Consider the following 13,739-nt stretch of genomic DNA (forward strand, 5'->3'; position numbering starts at 1 on the left):
CGACCTGCCGGCATCCGGCGGCGCGGCCCCCGCCCCCAGAGACACGAAAAATGAGGTTCTTGTCATGGCAACACTCGAAACACCCGCCGAGACCGCCGCACCGGCGCAGGCGCCGGAACCCACCTCCCTGAAGAGCTGGCTGGCCGTCGTCTCCGTCGCCGTCGGCATCTTCACCCTCGTCACCGCCGAGCAGCTGCCCATCGGCCTGCTCACCTCGGTCGGCGGCGCCCTGCACGTCTCCGAGGGCACGGCCGGCCTCATGGTGACCGTGCCCGGCCTCGTCGCCGCGCTGTCCGCGCCGCTGATCCCGGTGATCGTCGGCCGCATGGACCGCCGCTTCCTGCTCGTCGGCCTGATGACCGTGATGGCGGCCGCCAACCTGGTCACCGTCCTCGCGCCCAACTTCGGGATCCTGCTCGCCTCGCGCGTCCTCGTCGGCATCACGATCGGCGGTTTCTGGGCCGTCGCCGGCGGTCTCGCCTTCCGGCTGGTGCAGCCGGCGGCGATCCCCCGGGCCACCGCGCTCATCTTCGGCGGCGTCGCCGCCGCCAACGTCCTCGGCGTGCCGACCGGCACCCTGATCGGCGGTCTCGCCGGCTGGCGCACCGCGTTCGCCACGCTCGGCGTCCTCGCCTTCGTGGTGCTCGTCGCCCTGCTGGTCCTGCTGCCCTCGCTGCCCGCCACCAAGCCCGTCAGCGTGGGCGAGCTGATCGGCCAGTTCGCCAACCGCGGCGTCCGCTCGGGCATCATCGCCACCGCCCTCATCGTCACCGGGCACCTCGCCGCGTACACGTACGTCAGCCCGATGCTCCAGCAGGTCTCCGGCATCGACGAGGACCTGATCAGCGTCCTGCTCCTGGGCTTCGGCGTCGCCGGCATCATCGGCAACTTCGTCGCCGGCGCGGCCGTCGCGAAGAACCTGGGCCGCACGATGGCCGTCATCATCGTCGCGCTGGCCGCCGCGATGCTCCTCTTCCCGCTGCTCGGCAAGAGCCAGGGCGGCGGCATCGCCCTGCTGGTCCTGTGGGGCCTGGCCTTCGGCGGGGTCTCCGTCAGCCTGCAGACCTGGATGCTCAAGTCCGCGCCCGACGCCATGGAGGCCGCCTCGGCCCTGTGGGTGTCGGTCTTCAACCTGGCCATCGCGCTCGGCGCGCTCGTCGGCGGTCTGATCGTCGACCAGGTAGAGCTGATCACCGTGGCCTGGCTGGGCGGCGTCGTGGTGCTGCTCACCGCGCTCACCCTCCCGAGCCTGCGCACCGCCGGCAAGGCCGCCGAGTGAGCACCCCGCCCGCGAAAGGAACGACCTCAGTGACCACCACCGCCGTGACCACCGACGACCTCGCCGCCCTCGCGTCCGAGCTGCGCGGGCCGCTGCTGCTGCCCGGCACCGACGCGTACCAGGACGAGGCGCTCGGCTTCAACCGGATCCTGCCGGACGCCCGGCCCGCCGCAGTGGTCCTCGCCGACGGCACCGCCGACATCCTCGCCTCGGTGCGCTTCGCCGCGCGCCACGGCATCGCGGTCGCGGTCCAGGCCACCGGGCACGGCGTCGCGCTGCCCGCCGACGGCGCCCTGCTGATCAACACCCGCAACCTGGACGGCGTACGGATCGACCCGCGCACCCGCACCGCCCGCATCGAGCCCGGCGTCCAGTGGAGCCGGGTCATCGAGGAGGCCGCCGCCTTCGGCCTGGCCCCGCTCAACGGCGCCTCCCCGGGCGTCGGCGTCGTCTCGTACACGCTCGGCGGCGGCCTCGGCCCGCTCGGCCGCTCGTACGGCTACTCCGCCGACCACGTGAAGAACATCGACCTGGTCACCGCGGACGGCGAGCTGCGGTTCGTGTCCCCCGAGGAGCACCCGGACCTGTTCTGGGCGCTGCGCGGCGGCAAGGGCAACTTCGGCGTGGTCACCTCCATCGAGATCGGCCTCTTCCCCGTCGCCCGGCTCTACGGCGGCGGACTGTTCCTCCCCGGCGAGCACATCGACGAGATCCTGCGCACCTGGCGCGACTGGACGCGCACCGTCCCCGACGCGATGCAGTCCTCGATCGCCGTGATGCGCTTCCCCGACATCGACGTACTCCCCGAGCCGGTCCGCGGCCGCTTCCTCGCGCACATCCGGATCGCCTACAACGGGCCCGTCGCGGAGGGCGAGGAACTGGTGCGCCCGCTGCGGGAGATCGCGCCGGCCGTCCTCGACACCGTCGCGGACATGCCGTACACCCGGGTCGCCGAGATCAACATGGACCCGACCGTCCCGTTCGTCTACTACGAACGCTCCACCCGGATCCGGGAGCTCGACGACGCGGCGGTCGACACCCTGCTGCCGCTGATCAAGGAGGGGGTGGACGCGGTCCGCCCCGGCATCGAACTGCGCCACCTCGGCGGGGCCCTGGGCCGGCAGCCCGAGCACCCCAACGCGCTGCCGCACCGCGAGACCGCGTACACGCTGTTCGCGGGCGCCCCCGTCTGGCCCGAACACATCCAGGACGTACGGGAGTTCCAGGAGCGGCTGATCGAGACGATGGAGCCCTGGCGCATCGGCGGCCCGTTCCTGAGCTTCATCAGCGCCCTGGAGAGTACGCCCGAGCACCTGCGCTCGGCGTACGACGAGGCGACGTACGCCCGGCTCGTCGCGGTCAAGGACGCGTACGACCCGCAGAACGTGTTCCGCGTGAACCACAACATCCCGCCGACCGGCTGGTCCCGATGACCGAGGAAAGGACGAAGACCATGCTCAGCGATGCGATGGTGGACGCGTACCTGGAGCGCATCGGCGCCCGACGGCCGGAGAAGGCCGACATCCACGCCCTGCGGCACCTCCAGGAGCGCCACGTGCTGTCGGTGCCCTTCGAGAACATCGACTACCACGTCGAAGGCGCCGAGCTCAGCCTCGAGCGGGAGTTCCTGTACGAGAAGATCGTCACCCGCCGCCGCGGCGGCGGCTGCTACGAGCTGAACCCGGCCTTCGGGCACCTCCTGGAGGCGCTCGGCTTCTCCGTGGAGATCCTCGCCGGCCAGGTCTTCCTCGGCGGGGAGTTCGGCGCCCCGCTGTGCCACCTGGCGCTGCGCGTGCGCCTGGAGGACCGGGACTGGCTGATCGACGTGGGCTTCGGCAAGAACAGCAGGTTCCCGCTGGACGCCGCCTCGGCGGAGGTCCAGAAGGACCCGCACGGCGATTACCAGGTGACCCGGCCCGAGGAGGGCTTCCTCCAGGTCCACTTGAACGGGGAGATCCAGTACCGGCTCGACGAGCGCCCGGTGCGGATCGAGGACTTCTACCCGACCCTGTGGTGGTACCGCACGGCGCCCGATTCGGTGTTCCTGCACAACCTCATCTGCTCGATCCAGAACGAGGCCGGCCGGGTCACCGTCAACGGCCGCGAGCTGACGCGTACGGACGAGAACGGCACCGTGAGGGTGGAGCTGGCGGACGACGCCGCCCTGCGCGCCGTGTACGAGGAGGACTTCGGCCTGGTCGTCGACCCGGCCACCATGCCCCGGCAGCCGGACGTCGACCCGGCCGTCCGCATCGTCATGCAGATCGACTGATTTCCCCTTTTCCGTTATCAGACCCCTGCGCCGCACGTTTTCGCGTGCGGCGCAGGGGCTTTTGCGTCGACCTGACGGATCGGCAGCTGGTCCATACCTCCCAGGAATTCGGCGGGCCATCATAGGAATTGCAGGAATACTCATCCATTCCATGGGAGACAATCACATGCGCAAGAGCACCCGTATCAAGGTCGCCGTTTTCGCGGGCGTCGCCGCGCTCGCCACCGCGACGGCCGTCACGGGCTCCGCGAACGCCGCGGTCGAGGGCGGCAGCGGCTGCTACACCCTGCCGGGCAGCTGGAAGGTCGTCGACGACAACACCCACGAGATCTTCCTCGGCAGCTACTACGGCAGCGCCACCGCCACCTCCGGCGTCGTCAACTTCACCTCGCCGAACAACACCACGACCGCCTCGCACGGCGAGTGGCGCCAGACCGGTTGCGGCACCTACTCCGACACCGACGTCGCCTTCCTGATCGGCGCGGACGGCAAGGCCGCCTCCACCATCACCTTCAAGGCCAACATCTCGGTGACGGGCAAGAACACCGCGAACTTCGACTTCGCCTTCACGATCAACAACCTGGACGGCTCGTTCGTCACCAGCGGCGCCTCCACCGGCAAGGCCACCCGCATCGCCGTCCAGCCCCGCTGACCCCGCACATCCCCCGCACACCCCCCTTGCACCGTGTTCCACCCCCCTCGGCGCCCCCCTCAGGCGTCCGCCGTACGGGCCCGGCTCCCCCCGCCGGGCCCGTACGGCTTTGTCGCGTACGGGCGCCTGCCCGGGCAACGGAACGGGGCCCGCGGTGCGCACGGCCGGGGTGCGCGCCACGGGCCCCGCAGGGTCCGTACAGGGGCTCAGGAAGACTCGGGGGCCGGCAGGGCGGCGACGACCACCGCGGCCTCCTCCTCGGTCAGCTCGATCCCGAACTGCTTGGCCAGCAGTTCGCGCACCTCCCCGTCCGCCACGTGCCGGACCTCGACGCTGCCGTCGGCCCGGGTGAGGGTGAGCTTGCGGTGGTTGAGGTTCAGCCGCCAGTCCTCCGCGATCCGCTCCAGGAAGACGCGGCCGGTGAACGGCGAGCTCGAGTGCGTGGAGATGAAGTAGTTCGCCACCACGCAGTCGATGTGGTGGTGCGCCTCGGTGGCGTACCAGTACAGGGGGAACCAGCCGTCCTCCCGCTTCAGCGAGAGCACCCACTCCTTGTCGGTGCCCTCCTCGCGGGCCAGCCGGTACACCCAGCCGCCCTGGTCGGAGACGATCCCGTCGGAGACGAGGATCGGCTCCAGCGGGCCCTCGTCGCCGAAGCCCACGTCGGCGAGGTACGTCTCGTCGCCCACGGCCACGCTCAGCATCAGGTGGGTCCGGGGCAGCGGCTTGGGCGCGTCCAGGAGCGGGCGCGCGTACAGCCGCGTGACCTCGTACCCGAGCCGCTCCAGCAGCACCGCGAAGAGCATGTTGTGCTCGTAGCAGTACCCGCCGCGCCGGCTGCGCAGGAGCTTGGACTGCATGACGTCCACGTCGAGGTCGATGCCCCGCCCCAGCAGGATGTCGAGGTTCTCGAACGGGATGGTCAGGGCGTGCGCCCGGTGCAGCCGGCGCAGGGTCTGCGCATCCGGCTCCAGCGGCCCGCTGATGCCCAGGCGGTCGAGGTACGCCTCGACGTCGAGGAGTTCGGCCTGCCACTGGGCGGCGCTGCAGAACGGCCTCATGCTCAGCCCTTCTTCTCGCTGTCGAGCATGGCCATGCCCTCGGCGTCGAAGCGCGTCCCGGCGACGTCCTCGGCGGGGACGGCCCGCTCGATCTCGGCGACGTCCTCGGCGGTCAGCTCGAGGGAGAGCGCGCCGAGCGCCTCGGTGAGCTGGTCGCGGCGGCGCGAACCGACGACGGGGACGATGTCGACGCCCTGTGCCATGGCCCAGCCGATCGCCAGCTGCGAGGTGGTGACGCCCTTCGCCTCGGCCACCTTGCCCAGGGCCGCGACCAGCTGCAGGTTGCGGTCGAGGTTCTCGCCGCTGAAGCGCGGGAAGTTGCTGCGGCCGTCGTCGGAGGCCGCGGCGCGCTGGTGGTTCCAGCGGCCGGACAGCAGACCGCGGGCGAGCACCCCGTACGCGGTGATCGCGGTGCCGAGCTCGCGCGCGGTCGGCAGGATCTCGTCCTCGATGGAGCGTGAGAGCAGCGAGTACTCGATCTGGAGGTCAGAGATGGGGTGCACGGCGGAGGCCCGGCGCAGGGTCTCCGCGCCGATCTCGGACAGGCCGATGTGCCGGACGTGGCCGGCCTCCACCATCTCCTTGATGGCGCCGATGGTCTCCTCGATCGGCACCGCCGGGTCGAGGCGCGCCGGGCGGTAGACGTCCACGTAGTCCGTGCCGAGCCGCTGCAGGGTCTGCGCGAGGGAGTTCTTCACGGCCTCGGGACGGCAGTCGACGCCGAGGATGCCGCCGGACGGGTCGCGCAGGACGCCGAACTTGACGCTGAGGGTGAGCTGCTCGCGGTCGTGGCTCTGCAGCACCTCGCGCAGGAGGAGCTCGTTGTGGCCGCTGCCGTAGAAGTCGCCGGTGTCGAGGAGGGTGATCCCGGCGTCGATGGCGGCGTGCGCGGTGGCGACTCCCTCGGCCCGGTCGGCAGGGCCGTAGAAGTCGGACATGGACATCAGGCCGAGGCCGAGAGCGGAAACCTCAGGGCCGGCCGAACCAAGTGATCGCAGCTGAGTCATATACCCCAGCATTGAGCAGGCGCCTTCGGCGCAAAAACCATTACGGGCCGGTCTGTCAGGTCGTGAATGGCCGAATATCGACGGGGATTCGGCTTTGCCAGTTGCGATCATTGAATGCATGACAGAAACGATGCGCACGGTCCGCCAGGACGTCCTGGGCGGCACCGAAGTACTGAACCTGACGGATTCCCCTCTCCCCATTCCCGGCCCTGCGGGAATTCTGGTAAAGACCCACGCCGCCGGCGTCAATCCGATCGACTGGAAGATCCGTGCATTCGGATTGTGGATGACCCCGCCCTTCGGCGTCGGCTGGGACGTCTCCGGCACCGTCGTGGCGGTCGCGGCGGGCGAGAACCGGTTCAAGGTCGGCGACGAGGTCTTCGGCCTCCCCTCCTTCCCCGACGAGGCCGCCGGGTACTCGGAGTACGTCGCCGCGCCCGCACGCCACTTCGCGCGCAAGCCGGGCAGCCTCGACCACGTCTCCTCGGCCGCCCTGCCGCTCGCCGGCTCGACCGCCTGGCAGGCCCTGGTCGACGGCGCGGACCTGCAGGCGGGCCAGCGGGTGCTGATCCACGCGGCGGCCGGCGGCGTCGGCCACCTGGCCGTCCAGATCGCCAAGTCCCGCGGTGCGTACGTCATCGGCACGGCCAGCGCGGCCAAGCACGAGCTGCTGCGCGAGCTGGGCGCCGACGAGCTGATCGACTACACGGCGCAGGACTTCACCGAGGCCGTCCAGGACGTGGACGTCGTACTCGACCTGGTCGGCGGCGAGTACGAGGACCGCTCCCTGCGCACCCTGCGCCCCGGCGGGCTCTACATCGGCGTGACGAACCCCCTCGGGATCGAGGAGATCACCGCGAAGGCGACCGCGGCGGGCGTCCGCGCCATCACGGTCAACGTGGCCCCCGACCACATGGTCCTGCAGGAACTGGCCACCCTCGTGGACACGGGCCGGCTGCGCCCCCTGATCGCGGAGACCTTCCCCCTCCAGGACGTGCGCAAGGCCCACGAGCTCGGCGAGTCCCGCCACACCACGGGCAAGATCGTCCTCAAGGTCTGACCCGGCCCGGACGGCGCCGCCGCACCGCCCCTGGCCGGCGGTGCGGCGGCAGCGGGGGCGGCGGTGACGAAAACAATCCGTCCGGCCACTTAAAGTGATCATGTGTTGTGGCTGACGATGGTCGGCATGACGGGATCTCCCTCGGCGGACTCCGGCGGCACGGACGACGACGCCAAGGCGCAACGGGCAGGCGTGCGGCAGGAGGCCACCGCCTCGGGCGACGCCCGGGTCTACCAGGCCGGCCGCGACCTGCGCATCCTCAGCATCCGCATCCCGCGCGCCATCCGGAACACGTTCCTCGTCCTCGTGGTCCTGGCGCTGCTCGGCGGCGGGTCGTGGGCGGTGGTGCGCTGGGTGCTGCCGGCCTACGCGCCGACCTACAAGACGCAGTTCCTCATGGACACGACCGCCGTCGCGGATTCCGGGGACGCGGACGCCGTGGCCGCCTCCCTCAGGACCGTGGTGGGCAACGCGGGCGACTCCGACGCCCTGGCCCTGCGCCGGTTCGGGGGCGAATGCGGTGCGGACGGCAACACGGCGCAGCTGGTGGACTTCGGCACCGACAACCGGCAGGACATCGTCCGGGCCGCACAGCAGGCCCCGGTGGGCGGCCGGGCCACCCTGCTGCGGGGCATCGTCCAGGCCGTGGACGACTTCTCCGGCACGTTCGCGTTCGGCGCGGGCCAGCGCGCCAAGCAGGTGAACCGCATCGTCGTCGTCACCCGGAACGGAAAGGACGCGTGCGACGAGGACACCGACTTCGTACGGCGGGAGATCGCGGACCGGATCCGCGCGGCCGGTCTGAAGATCGAGTTCCGGCTGATCGGCTACCAGGTCCCCGAGAACCAGAGCGAGAGCCTGAAGTCGATCGCCACCGCCGGCTCCAACCCGGCCGAGCCGGTCTTCGCGCACACCCGGGCCGACCTCGACGCGGCCTTGGCATGGTCGACCAACACCGAACCGCTCCTGCGCAACGCCACGAAGATCCTGGACGTCCTCAACCCGGCCGTGACCCGCATCAACACCGCCGTACAGGAGATCACCGACGGCCGGCTCGACGAGGCGGGGAAGAACCTCGACCGGGCCAGGGAACCGCACATCGGCACCGAGTTCGAAGACCTCGCCGGCCGGACGAAGACCCCCGAAGGGCGTGACATCAACGACCGGGCGGCAAAGGTGCGCGAGCAGCAGAAGACCGTGCTGGAGGCCGCCGACCGGCTACTGGAGGCCGCGCGCTCCAAGGCGCCGCTCGGCCCCCGCCACGAGGCCTTCGAGAAGGCCGCCACCGACTACAACACCCAGGCGGACGCGATGAACAAGGCACTCGCCACCCTGCGCGCCAAGGCCCCGGCGGCCCGGTGACGGCCCCGGCAGCGGCGCGGCCGCGCAGACGCTGGTCACGGGTCGTCCTGGTGGTTCTCACGGTGGCCGTGGTGGCCGTCGGGGCGGCCGTCGTGTACGTCGTACGGTCCACCCCGCAGTACCGCACCGCGTTCCTCCTCGACACCTCCGACCCCGGATCCCCGGCCGCGGGGCGGGACTTCGGCGCGCTCGCCGACGCGGTCGGCGCCGCGGGCGAGAACAGCGGGGACCGCGATGCGCTGTCCCTGCGCCGGTTCGGCGGCGCCTGCGGAGAACCGGGCAACACCCGGGAGCTGGTGGGCAGCGGGACCGGCAACGCGCAGCGGATCAGCGCGGCGGCGCACGCAGTGACCCCGGGCGGCCGGGCGACGCTGAACAGCGGGCTCCTGGCCGCGATCGACGACTTCTCGGGGCGCTTTCCGCCGCGCGGCAGCAAACGCAACCGGATCGTCGTCGTCACCACGCAGGGCACCGACGGCTGCGGCGGCGACCCGGCCGCGATGAACAAAGAGGTCCGCGACCGCATGGACGCCCTCGGCCTGCAGCTGGAGTTCCGGTTCGTCGGCTACCGCGTGCCGGCCGCGGAGCAGGAGGCCCTGACCCGGCTCGCCTCGGCGGTCAAGGCCGCCGTACCGCAGTTCCCGCAGGACGCCCCCGAGCTGAACGCCGTGCTCGAGAAACTCGTGATCCCCACGCTGCCCGAGGCGAAGCCGGTGGAGGTGCCCGCCCAGCAGGTCCCCGTCACCGCCTGCTCGCGGACCGGGCCGACCCCGGACCCGGCACCCGCGCTCCCGCCGACTTCGGTCCGTCTGCCGGGCCGGCTCACCGTGCCGACGGGCGCCCAGGTGTACGCGGTGGATCCGAAGACCTATCTGATGGCGCCGGCGGGCAGGACGTGCACGCTCGTCTTCTACGACTCCTCGGTGTACCGGCAGGTACACGTGGGTGACACCCCGCTCGACTTCGAGGGTTTCGGGGTGGGTCTGATGGAAGACGTGGTGACCGGGGTGGCCCTGGACTGCTCCGACTTCGGCAAGACCGCGCCCGAGTTGCTGAAGTACCTGGACGGGGACCCGGACGCCACGGAAAGCACGTGCAAGGCACAGGACACGGGAAAGACGGTGAACATCCCCACCGGCGTCCCCGGTCTCTACGCCGGAACCATCCGAGAGTCCGTGGGGACCGGCGTCAAGGGATACCTTCGCCTCCTGAATTTCCGCGGCGAACGCCCCATCACGAGCCGGCTCATCTGCCTGCTCCCCAAGGAGCAGGCAGACATCTGCACTGCCTCCCTCGTCTACTACTTCCTCCAGCAGACGGCCGGGACCGACATCTCCACCGCCGACCGCGACCGCGTCACCGCAGCCATCGAGGCCTACGTCAAGAGCCTGCCGTGAGGCGGTCGAAGTCGTACGCGCCGTGCAGCCAGGCCACCTTGTCGTACATGTCGTCGTCCGACAGGGAGGCCAGCATCGCGTTGCGCTCCACCCGCGCCTCACCCGCCGCGTGGTACAGCCGGCGCCCCATCTCCCGGGCCACCAGCTGCACCTGCGCGGTCCGCTCGCGCCGCGCCGCGTTGTACTTCTCCAGCCGCTGCTCGAAGTCGGCCGGGCAGCCGTCCAGCAGCCCGCTCAGCAGCACCGCGTCCTCGACGGCCTGGCAGGCGCCCTGCGCGGCGTACTGGAGCATCGGGTGCGCGGCGTCGCCCAGCAGCGCCACCCGGCCTTCGGTCCAGCGGTCGACCGGGTCGCGGTCGCACAGCACCCAGGACTTCCAGTCCCGGCCGAGCTCCAGCAGCCGCCGCGCGGCACCGGACAGTTCGGGGAAGGAGTTCACGACGTGGTCGTGCGCGGCCGGCAGGCCCGCCACGGCCTCCGTGGCGCCGTCGTCGCGGGTCGCGGCCAGGTTGAAGTGCTCGCCGCCCGCGATCGGGTAGTGGACGAAGTGCCACTTCGGGCCCGCCCACAGGGTGACGGTGTTCCACCGCAGCTCCTCGGGGACCTCCTCCATCGGGATCACCGAGCGGTAGATGGTGTGCCCGGAGACCCGCGGGGACCCGTCGCCGACCATCTGCTGCCGGATCGCGGAGTGCAGTCCGTCCGCGCCGATCAGCGCGTCGCCGGTGATGCGCCGGCCGTCGGCGAGGACGGCCGAGACCGCGCCCGCCTTCTGCTCGTACGCGACGACGTGGTGGCGGCCCAGCAGCTCGATGCCGGGGTGGCGGCGGGCGGCCTCCAGCAGCGGCAGGTACAGGTCGACGCGGTGGACGACGGCGTACGGGTTGCCGAACCGGCCCCGGTACTTCTCCTTGACCGGCATCGCGGCGACCTTCTCGCCGGTCGTGCCGTCCATGAAGCGCAGCTCGTCGATGAAGACGGCACGGTCGCGGACCTCCTGGCCCACGCCCAGCAGGTCGAGCGCGTGGAAGGCGTTCGGGCCGAGCTGGATGCCTGCACCGACCTCCGTGAAGACGTCCCTGCGCTCCAGGACCGTGACCTGGTGTCCGCGCTTCGCGAGTCCGAGCGCCGCGGCGAGGCCACCGATGCCACCGCCGGCGATGAGTATGTCGGCCATGGGGGTTCTCACATCCCTTTCGTTGTCAGTGACTTTGGGTGCCCGAGCGGTGGGCCGGGAAGAGCCGTCCCAGTTCGGCGTGGAAGCCGGGGAAGGTCTTGCCGACACAGGACGGGTCGTCGAGCGTGATGCCGGGGACGCGCAGGCCCAGTACCGAGAACGCCATGGCGATCCGGTGGTCCCGGCGGCAGGCGATCCGGGCGGCCGTGGGGCTGCCCGGGTGGACGGTGAGCCGGTCCGGTCCTGACTCGGTACGGATCCCGAGGGCCCGCAGGTTCTCCTCGACGGCGGCGATCCGGTCGGACTCCTTGAGCCGTGCGTGGCCGATGCCGTGGACGGTGATCGGCGCGTCCGCGAGCGGGGCCACTGCCGCCAGGGTCATGAAGGTGTCGGAGATGTCGCCCATGTCGACGGCGAACCCGCCGCGCAGTCGCCCGGTGCCGGTGACGGTGGTCGCCCCGTCGGCGATCTCCACCCGGGCGCCCGCCCGGCGCAGCACCTCCACGAAGCCCAGGTCGCCCTGGACGCTGCCGCGGCCGAGGCCGGGCACGGTGACGGTGGTGCCGGTGACGGCGGCCGCCGCGAAGAAGTACGAGGCGGTGGAGGCGTCGGGTTCGATGTCGAGCTCGGCGGCCCGGTAGCCGCCGGGCAGCACCTGGATCGCGCCGCCCTCGAACTCGTCGACGTACGCGCCGAAGTGGCGCATCAGCTCCTGGGTCATGGTGATGTACGGGCGGCTGACCAGCCCCTCGCCCCGTACGGTCAGCGGCTGCCGCATCAGCGGTCCCGCCATCAGCAGTCCGGTGAGGTACTGGCTGCTGAGCGAGGCGTCCACGGTCAACTCGCCGCCGGTCAGGCCCCGGGCGGCGACGGTCAGCGGCAGTCCGCCGACGGGCTCGGTGACCCGGGCGTCCGCGCCGAGCCGGCCCAGCGCCTCGGCGAGGGGCCGCAGCGGCCGGGCGCGCAGCTGGCCGGTGCCGTCGAAGGTGAACGTGCCGGCGCCGGTCGCCGCGAACGGCGGCAGGAACCGGGCCGCGGTGCCGGCGTCCTCGCACCACACCGCGCCGCCGCCGGCCGGGGCGCGCCCGCTGCCGGTGACCTTCCAGCCGTCGCCGCCCTCCACGACGGGGACGCCGAGGCCGGCGAGGGCCTCCCGGAAGGCCACCGTGTCCGCGCTGACCAGCGGGGCCCGCAGCAGCGAGACCCCGTCGGCCGCGGCGGCCAGCAGCAGCGCCCGGTTGGTGATGCTCTTCGAGCCCGGGACACGGGCGGTCAGCACGGCCGTGTTCACGCGCCCTCCCGGTGTCCGGCGCGGGCCAGCCCGGCCCGGGCGGTGGCGGCGACCCGGGCGGCGCTGAAGCCGTGCTGCCCGTGGAGCGCGGTGTACGGGCCCCGCGCGCCGCACTGGTCGAGCCGGACCGGGACGCCGGCCTCGCCGAGCAGCTCGTAGCAGCCGAGCGCGGAGCCGGCCGCCACGGACACCCGGGCCCGAACGCCGTCCGGCGGCTGGGGGCAGGGCATCGGCACCACGCGGGCGGCGATGCCCTGGCGGTGCAGGATGTCGCGGGCGTCGAGGGCGATGCCCATCTCGCTGCCGGTGGCGATCAGCACCACGTCGGGCGCGGCGCCCTCGGCGCAGGCCTCGGCCTCGGCCTCGGCCTCGACGCCGGCTTCGGCGACGACGCCCTCCCGCTTGGACCAGCCCGGCTCGCCCGGATCGTCGTAGGGACGGGGGAATCTCTGCATGCGACGGGCCACCGCTCTACTCGCTCGTCTTGCGGTCGAGCACGAGGTCGTGCCCGACGATGTACGCGGCCGCGTCGGAGCAGAGCCAGACCACGGTGTCGGCGATCTCCTCGACGCTGGCCCCCCGGCCCAGCGGGCAGGGGCTGATGGCGTTGATGCGGATCGACTGGGCGACGTACTCGCGGGCCGCGGTCCGGGTCAGGGCGCTGACGGCGGCCGTGGACGCGGCGTACGCGCCGAGGCCGGGGAGCATGCCCTGCGCGCCGATGTTGCTGGCCGTGTTGACGATGACCCCGCCGCCGGCGGTCCCCATGTGGGCGATCTCGTGCTTCATGGACAGCCAGACGCCGGTGAGGTTGGCCGTCAGGGTGTGGGCCCAGACCGTCTCGTCGATGTCCGCGACGGACTGGTGCGGGCCCAGTTCGGTGGTGTTGTTGAAGGCCACGTCCAGGGCGCCGTGCCGGCGCACGGTCTCGGCGACGACGTACGCGGCGCCGGCGTCCGCGCCGGCCGTCGTGTCCGACACGTCGGCGACCACGCTGTCGGCCTGCCCTCCCGCGTCGCGGATCAGCTTGACCGTTCCTTCGAGCGTCTCCGGATGGCGGCCCGAGACCACCACCAGTGCGCCGAGCCGGGCGAAGGCAACCGCCGCTGCCCGGCCGATGCCTTCGCCTCCTCCGGTGACGAGGACGACCTGGCCGTCGAACCGTTCAGACATCAGCGTTC

General features: G+C 71.9%; 13 protein-coding genes. 7 read left to right on the forward strand and 6 right to left on the reverse strand.

Going from position 1 to position 13,739, the window contains the following annotated elements; translation table 11 throughout:
• Positions 1 to 64: 64 nt before the first annotated feature.
• The 4 genes from ACZ49B_RS29630 to ACZ49B_RS29645 all read left to right on the forward strand — a co-directional run bounded on the left by ACZ49B_RS29630 (position 65) and on the right by ACZ49B_RS29645 (position 4,203).
• The gene (locus tag ACZ49B_RS29630) at positions 65 to 1,279 is read left to right on the forward strand and encodes an MFS transporter (protein ID WP_468311697.1); all 1,215 of its coding nucleotides are present in this window, start codon (positions 65 to 67) and stop codon (positions 1,277 to 1,279) included.
• Between the two features lie 29 nt (positions 1,280 to 1,308).
• The gene (locus ACZ49B_RS29635) at positions 1,309 to 2,712 is read left to right on the forward strand and encodes an FAD-binding oxidoreductase (RefSeq protein ID WP_468311699.1); all 1,404 of its coding nucleotides are present in this window, start codon (positions 1,309 to 1,311) and stop codon (positions 2,710 to 2,712) included.
• Entirely contained in the window at positions 2,709 to 3,551 is an 843-nt protein-coding gene (locus tag ACZ49B_RS29640; protein WP_468311700.1) for an arylamine N-acetyltransferase family protein, read from the forward strand. Before ACZ49B_RS29635 ends, ACZ49B_RS29640 begins: the two co-directional genes overlap by 4 nt.
• Before the next feature lie 166 nt (positions 3,552 to 3,717).
• The gene (locus ACZ49B_RS29645) at positions 3,718 to 4,203 is read left to right on the forward strand and encodes a hypothetical protein (protein ID WP_468311701.1); all 486 of its coding nucleotides are present in this window, start codon (positions 3,718 to 3,720) and stop codon (positions 4,201 to 4,203) included.
• A 206-nt stretch (positions 4,204 to 4,409) separates the two neighbouring features.
• Here the strand turns inward: ACZ49B_RS29645 and ACZ49B_RS29650 are convergent, their stop codons facing one another.
• Both ACZ49B_RS29650 and ACZ49B_RS29655 read right to left on the reverse strand, forming a co-directional pair.
• Positions 4,410 to 5,264 carry an arylamine N-acetyltransferase family protein gene (locus tag ACZ49B_RS29650; protein ID WP_468311703.1) on the reverse strand — a complete coding sequence of 285 codons (855 nt, stop codon included), beginning with the start codon at positions 5,262 to 5,264 and terminating at the stop codon, positions 4,410 to 4,412.
• A gap of 2 nt (positions 5,265 to 5,266) precedes the next feature.
• Complete coding sequence (locus tag ACZ49B_RS29655) at positions 5,267 to 6,271, reverse strand: aldo/keto reductase (RefSeq protein ID WP_468311704.1); 1,005 nt, start codon at positions 6,269 to 6,271, stop codon at positions 5,267 to 5,269.
• A 118-nt stretch (positions 6,272 to 6,389) separates the two neighbouring features.
• On the opposite strand from ACZ49B_RS29655, the gene ACZ49B_RS29660 reads away from it, so the two are divergent.
• From ACZ49B_RS29660 to ACZ49B_RS29670, 3 genes are all read left to right on the forward strand, one after another.
• Positions 6,390 to 7,331: an NADP-dependent oxidoreductase gene (locus tag ACZ49B_RS29660; protein WP_030302438.1), complete on the forward strand. Its 942-nt coding sequence runs from the start codon at positions 6,390 to 6,392 to the stop codon at positions 7,329 to 7,331.
• A 126-nt stretch (positions 7,332 to 7,457) separates the two neighbouring features.
• Complete coding sequence (locus ACZ49B_RS29665; protein WP_468311706.1) at positions 7,458 to 8,693, forward strand: hypothetical protein; 1,236 nt, start codon at positions 7,458 to 7,460, stop codon at positions 8,691 to 8,693.
• A gap of 50 nt (positions 8,694 to 8,743) precedes the next feature.
• Positions 8,744 to 10,090 carry a vWA domain-containing protein gene (locus ACZ49B_RS29670; protein WP_468311708.1) on the forward strand — a complete coding sequence of 449 codons (1,347 nt, stop codon included), beginning with the start codon at positions 8,744 to 8,746 and terminating at the stop codon, positions 10,088 to 10,090.
• Here the strand turns inward: ACZ49B_RS29670 and ACZ49B_RS29675 are convergent.
• Genes ACZ49B_RS29675 through ACZ49B_RS29690 form a run of 4 tightly spaced genes read right to left on the reverse strand, consistent with a single transcriptional unit; the run spans position 10,074 to position 13,731 of the window.
• Positions 10,074 to 11,267, reverse strand: a complete 1,194-nt coding sequence (locus ACZ49B_RS29675; RefSeq protein WP_468311710.1) for a 3-hydroxybenzoate 6-monooxygenase — start codon at positions 11,265 to 11,267, stop codon at positions 10,074 to 10,076. The two genes, ACZ49B_RS29670 and ACZ49B_RS29675, sit on opposite strands and share 17 nt — an antisense overlap.
• Positions 11,268 to 11,292: 25 nt before the next feature.
• Positions 11,293 to 12,558, reverse strand: a complete 1,266-nt coding sequence (gene aroA / locus ACZ49B_RS29680; RefSeq protein ID WP_468311712.1) for a 3-phosphoshikimate 1-carboxyvinyltransferase — start codon at positions 12,556 to 12,558, stop codon at positions 11,293 to 11,295.
• The gene (locus ACZ49B_RS29685; protein WP_468311713.1) at positions 12,555 to 13,013 is read right to left on the reverse strand and encodes a transketolase-like TK C-terminal-containing protein; all 459 of its coding nucleotides are present in this window, start codon (positions 13,011 to 13,013) and stop codon (positions 12,555 to 12,557) included. The genes aroA and ACZ49B_RS29685 overlap by 4 nt, the downstream gene beginning before the upstream one ends.
• 16 nt (positions 13,014 to 13,029) lie before the next feature.
• A complete protein-coding gene (locus tag ACZ49B_RS29690) occupies positions 13,030 to 13,731 on the reverse strand; it encodes an SDR family oxidoreductase (RefSeq protein ID WP_468311715.1) in 702 nt (233 codons plus the stop codon).
• Positions 13,732 to 13,739 lie beyond the last annotated feature (8 nt).

This window comes from Streptomyces sp. NPDC031132 (assembly GCF_055570595.1).

Coding starts and splice junctions, on each gene's coding strand:
- ACZ49B_RS29630 (WP_468311697.1), top strand. CDS start 65: ATGGCAACACTCGAAACACCCGCCGAGACCGCCGCACCGGCGCAGGCG.
- ACZ49B_RS29640 (WP_468311700.1), top strand. CDS start 2,709: ATGACCGAGGAAAGGACGAAGACCATGCTCAGCGATGCGATGGTGGAC.
- ACZ49B_RS29645 (WP_468311701.1), top strand. CDS start 3,718: ATGCGCAAGAGCACCCGTATCAAGGTCGCCGTTTTCGCGGGCGTCGCC.
- ACZ49B_RS29650 (WP_468311703.1), bottom strand. CDS start 5,264: ATGAGGCCGTTCTGCAGCGCCGCCCAGTGGCAGGCCGAACTCCTCGAC.
- ACZ49B_RS29655 (WP_468311704.1), bottom strand. CDS start 6,271: ATGACTCAGCTGCGATCACTTGGTTCGGCCGGCCCTGAGGTTTCCGCT.
- ACZ49B_RS29660 (WP_030302438.1), top strand. CDS start 6,390: ATGACAGAAACGATGCGCACGGTCCGCCAGGACGTCCTGGGCGGCACC.
- ACZ49B_RS29665 (WP_468311706.1), top strand. CDS start 7,458: ATGACGGGATCTCCCTCGGCGGACTCCGGCGGCACGGACGACGACGCC.
- ACZ49B_RS29675 (WP_468311710.1), bottom strand. CDS start 11,267: ATGGCCGACATACTCATCGCCGGCGGTGGCATCGGTGGCCTCGCCGCG.
- ACZ49B_RS29685 (WP_468311713.1), bottom strand. CDS start 13,013: ATGCAGAGATTCCCCCGTCCCTACGACGATCCGGGCGAGCCGGGCTGG.
- ACZ49B_RS29690 (WP_468311715.1), bottom strand. CDS start 13,731: ATGTCTGAACGGTTCGACGGCCAGGTCGTCCTCGTCACCGGAGGAGGC.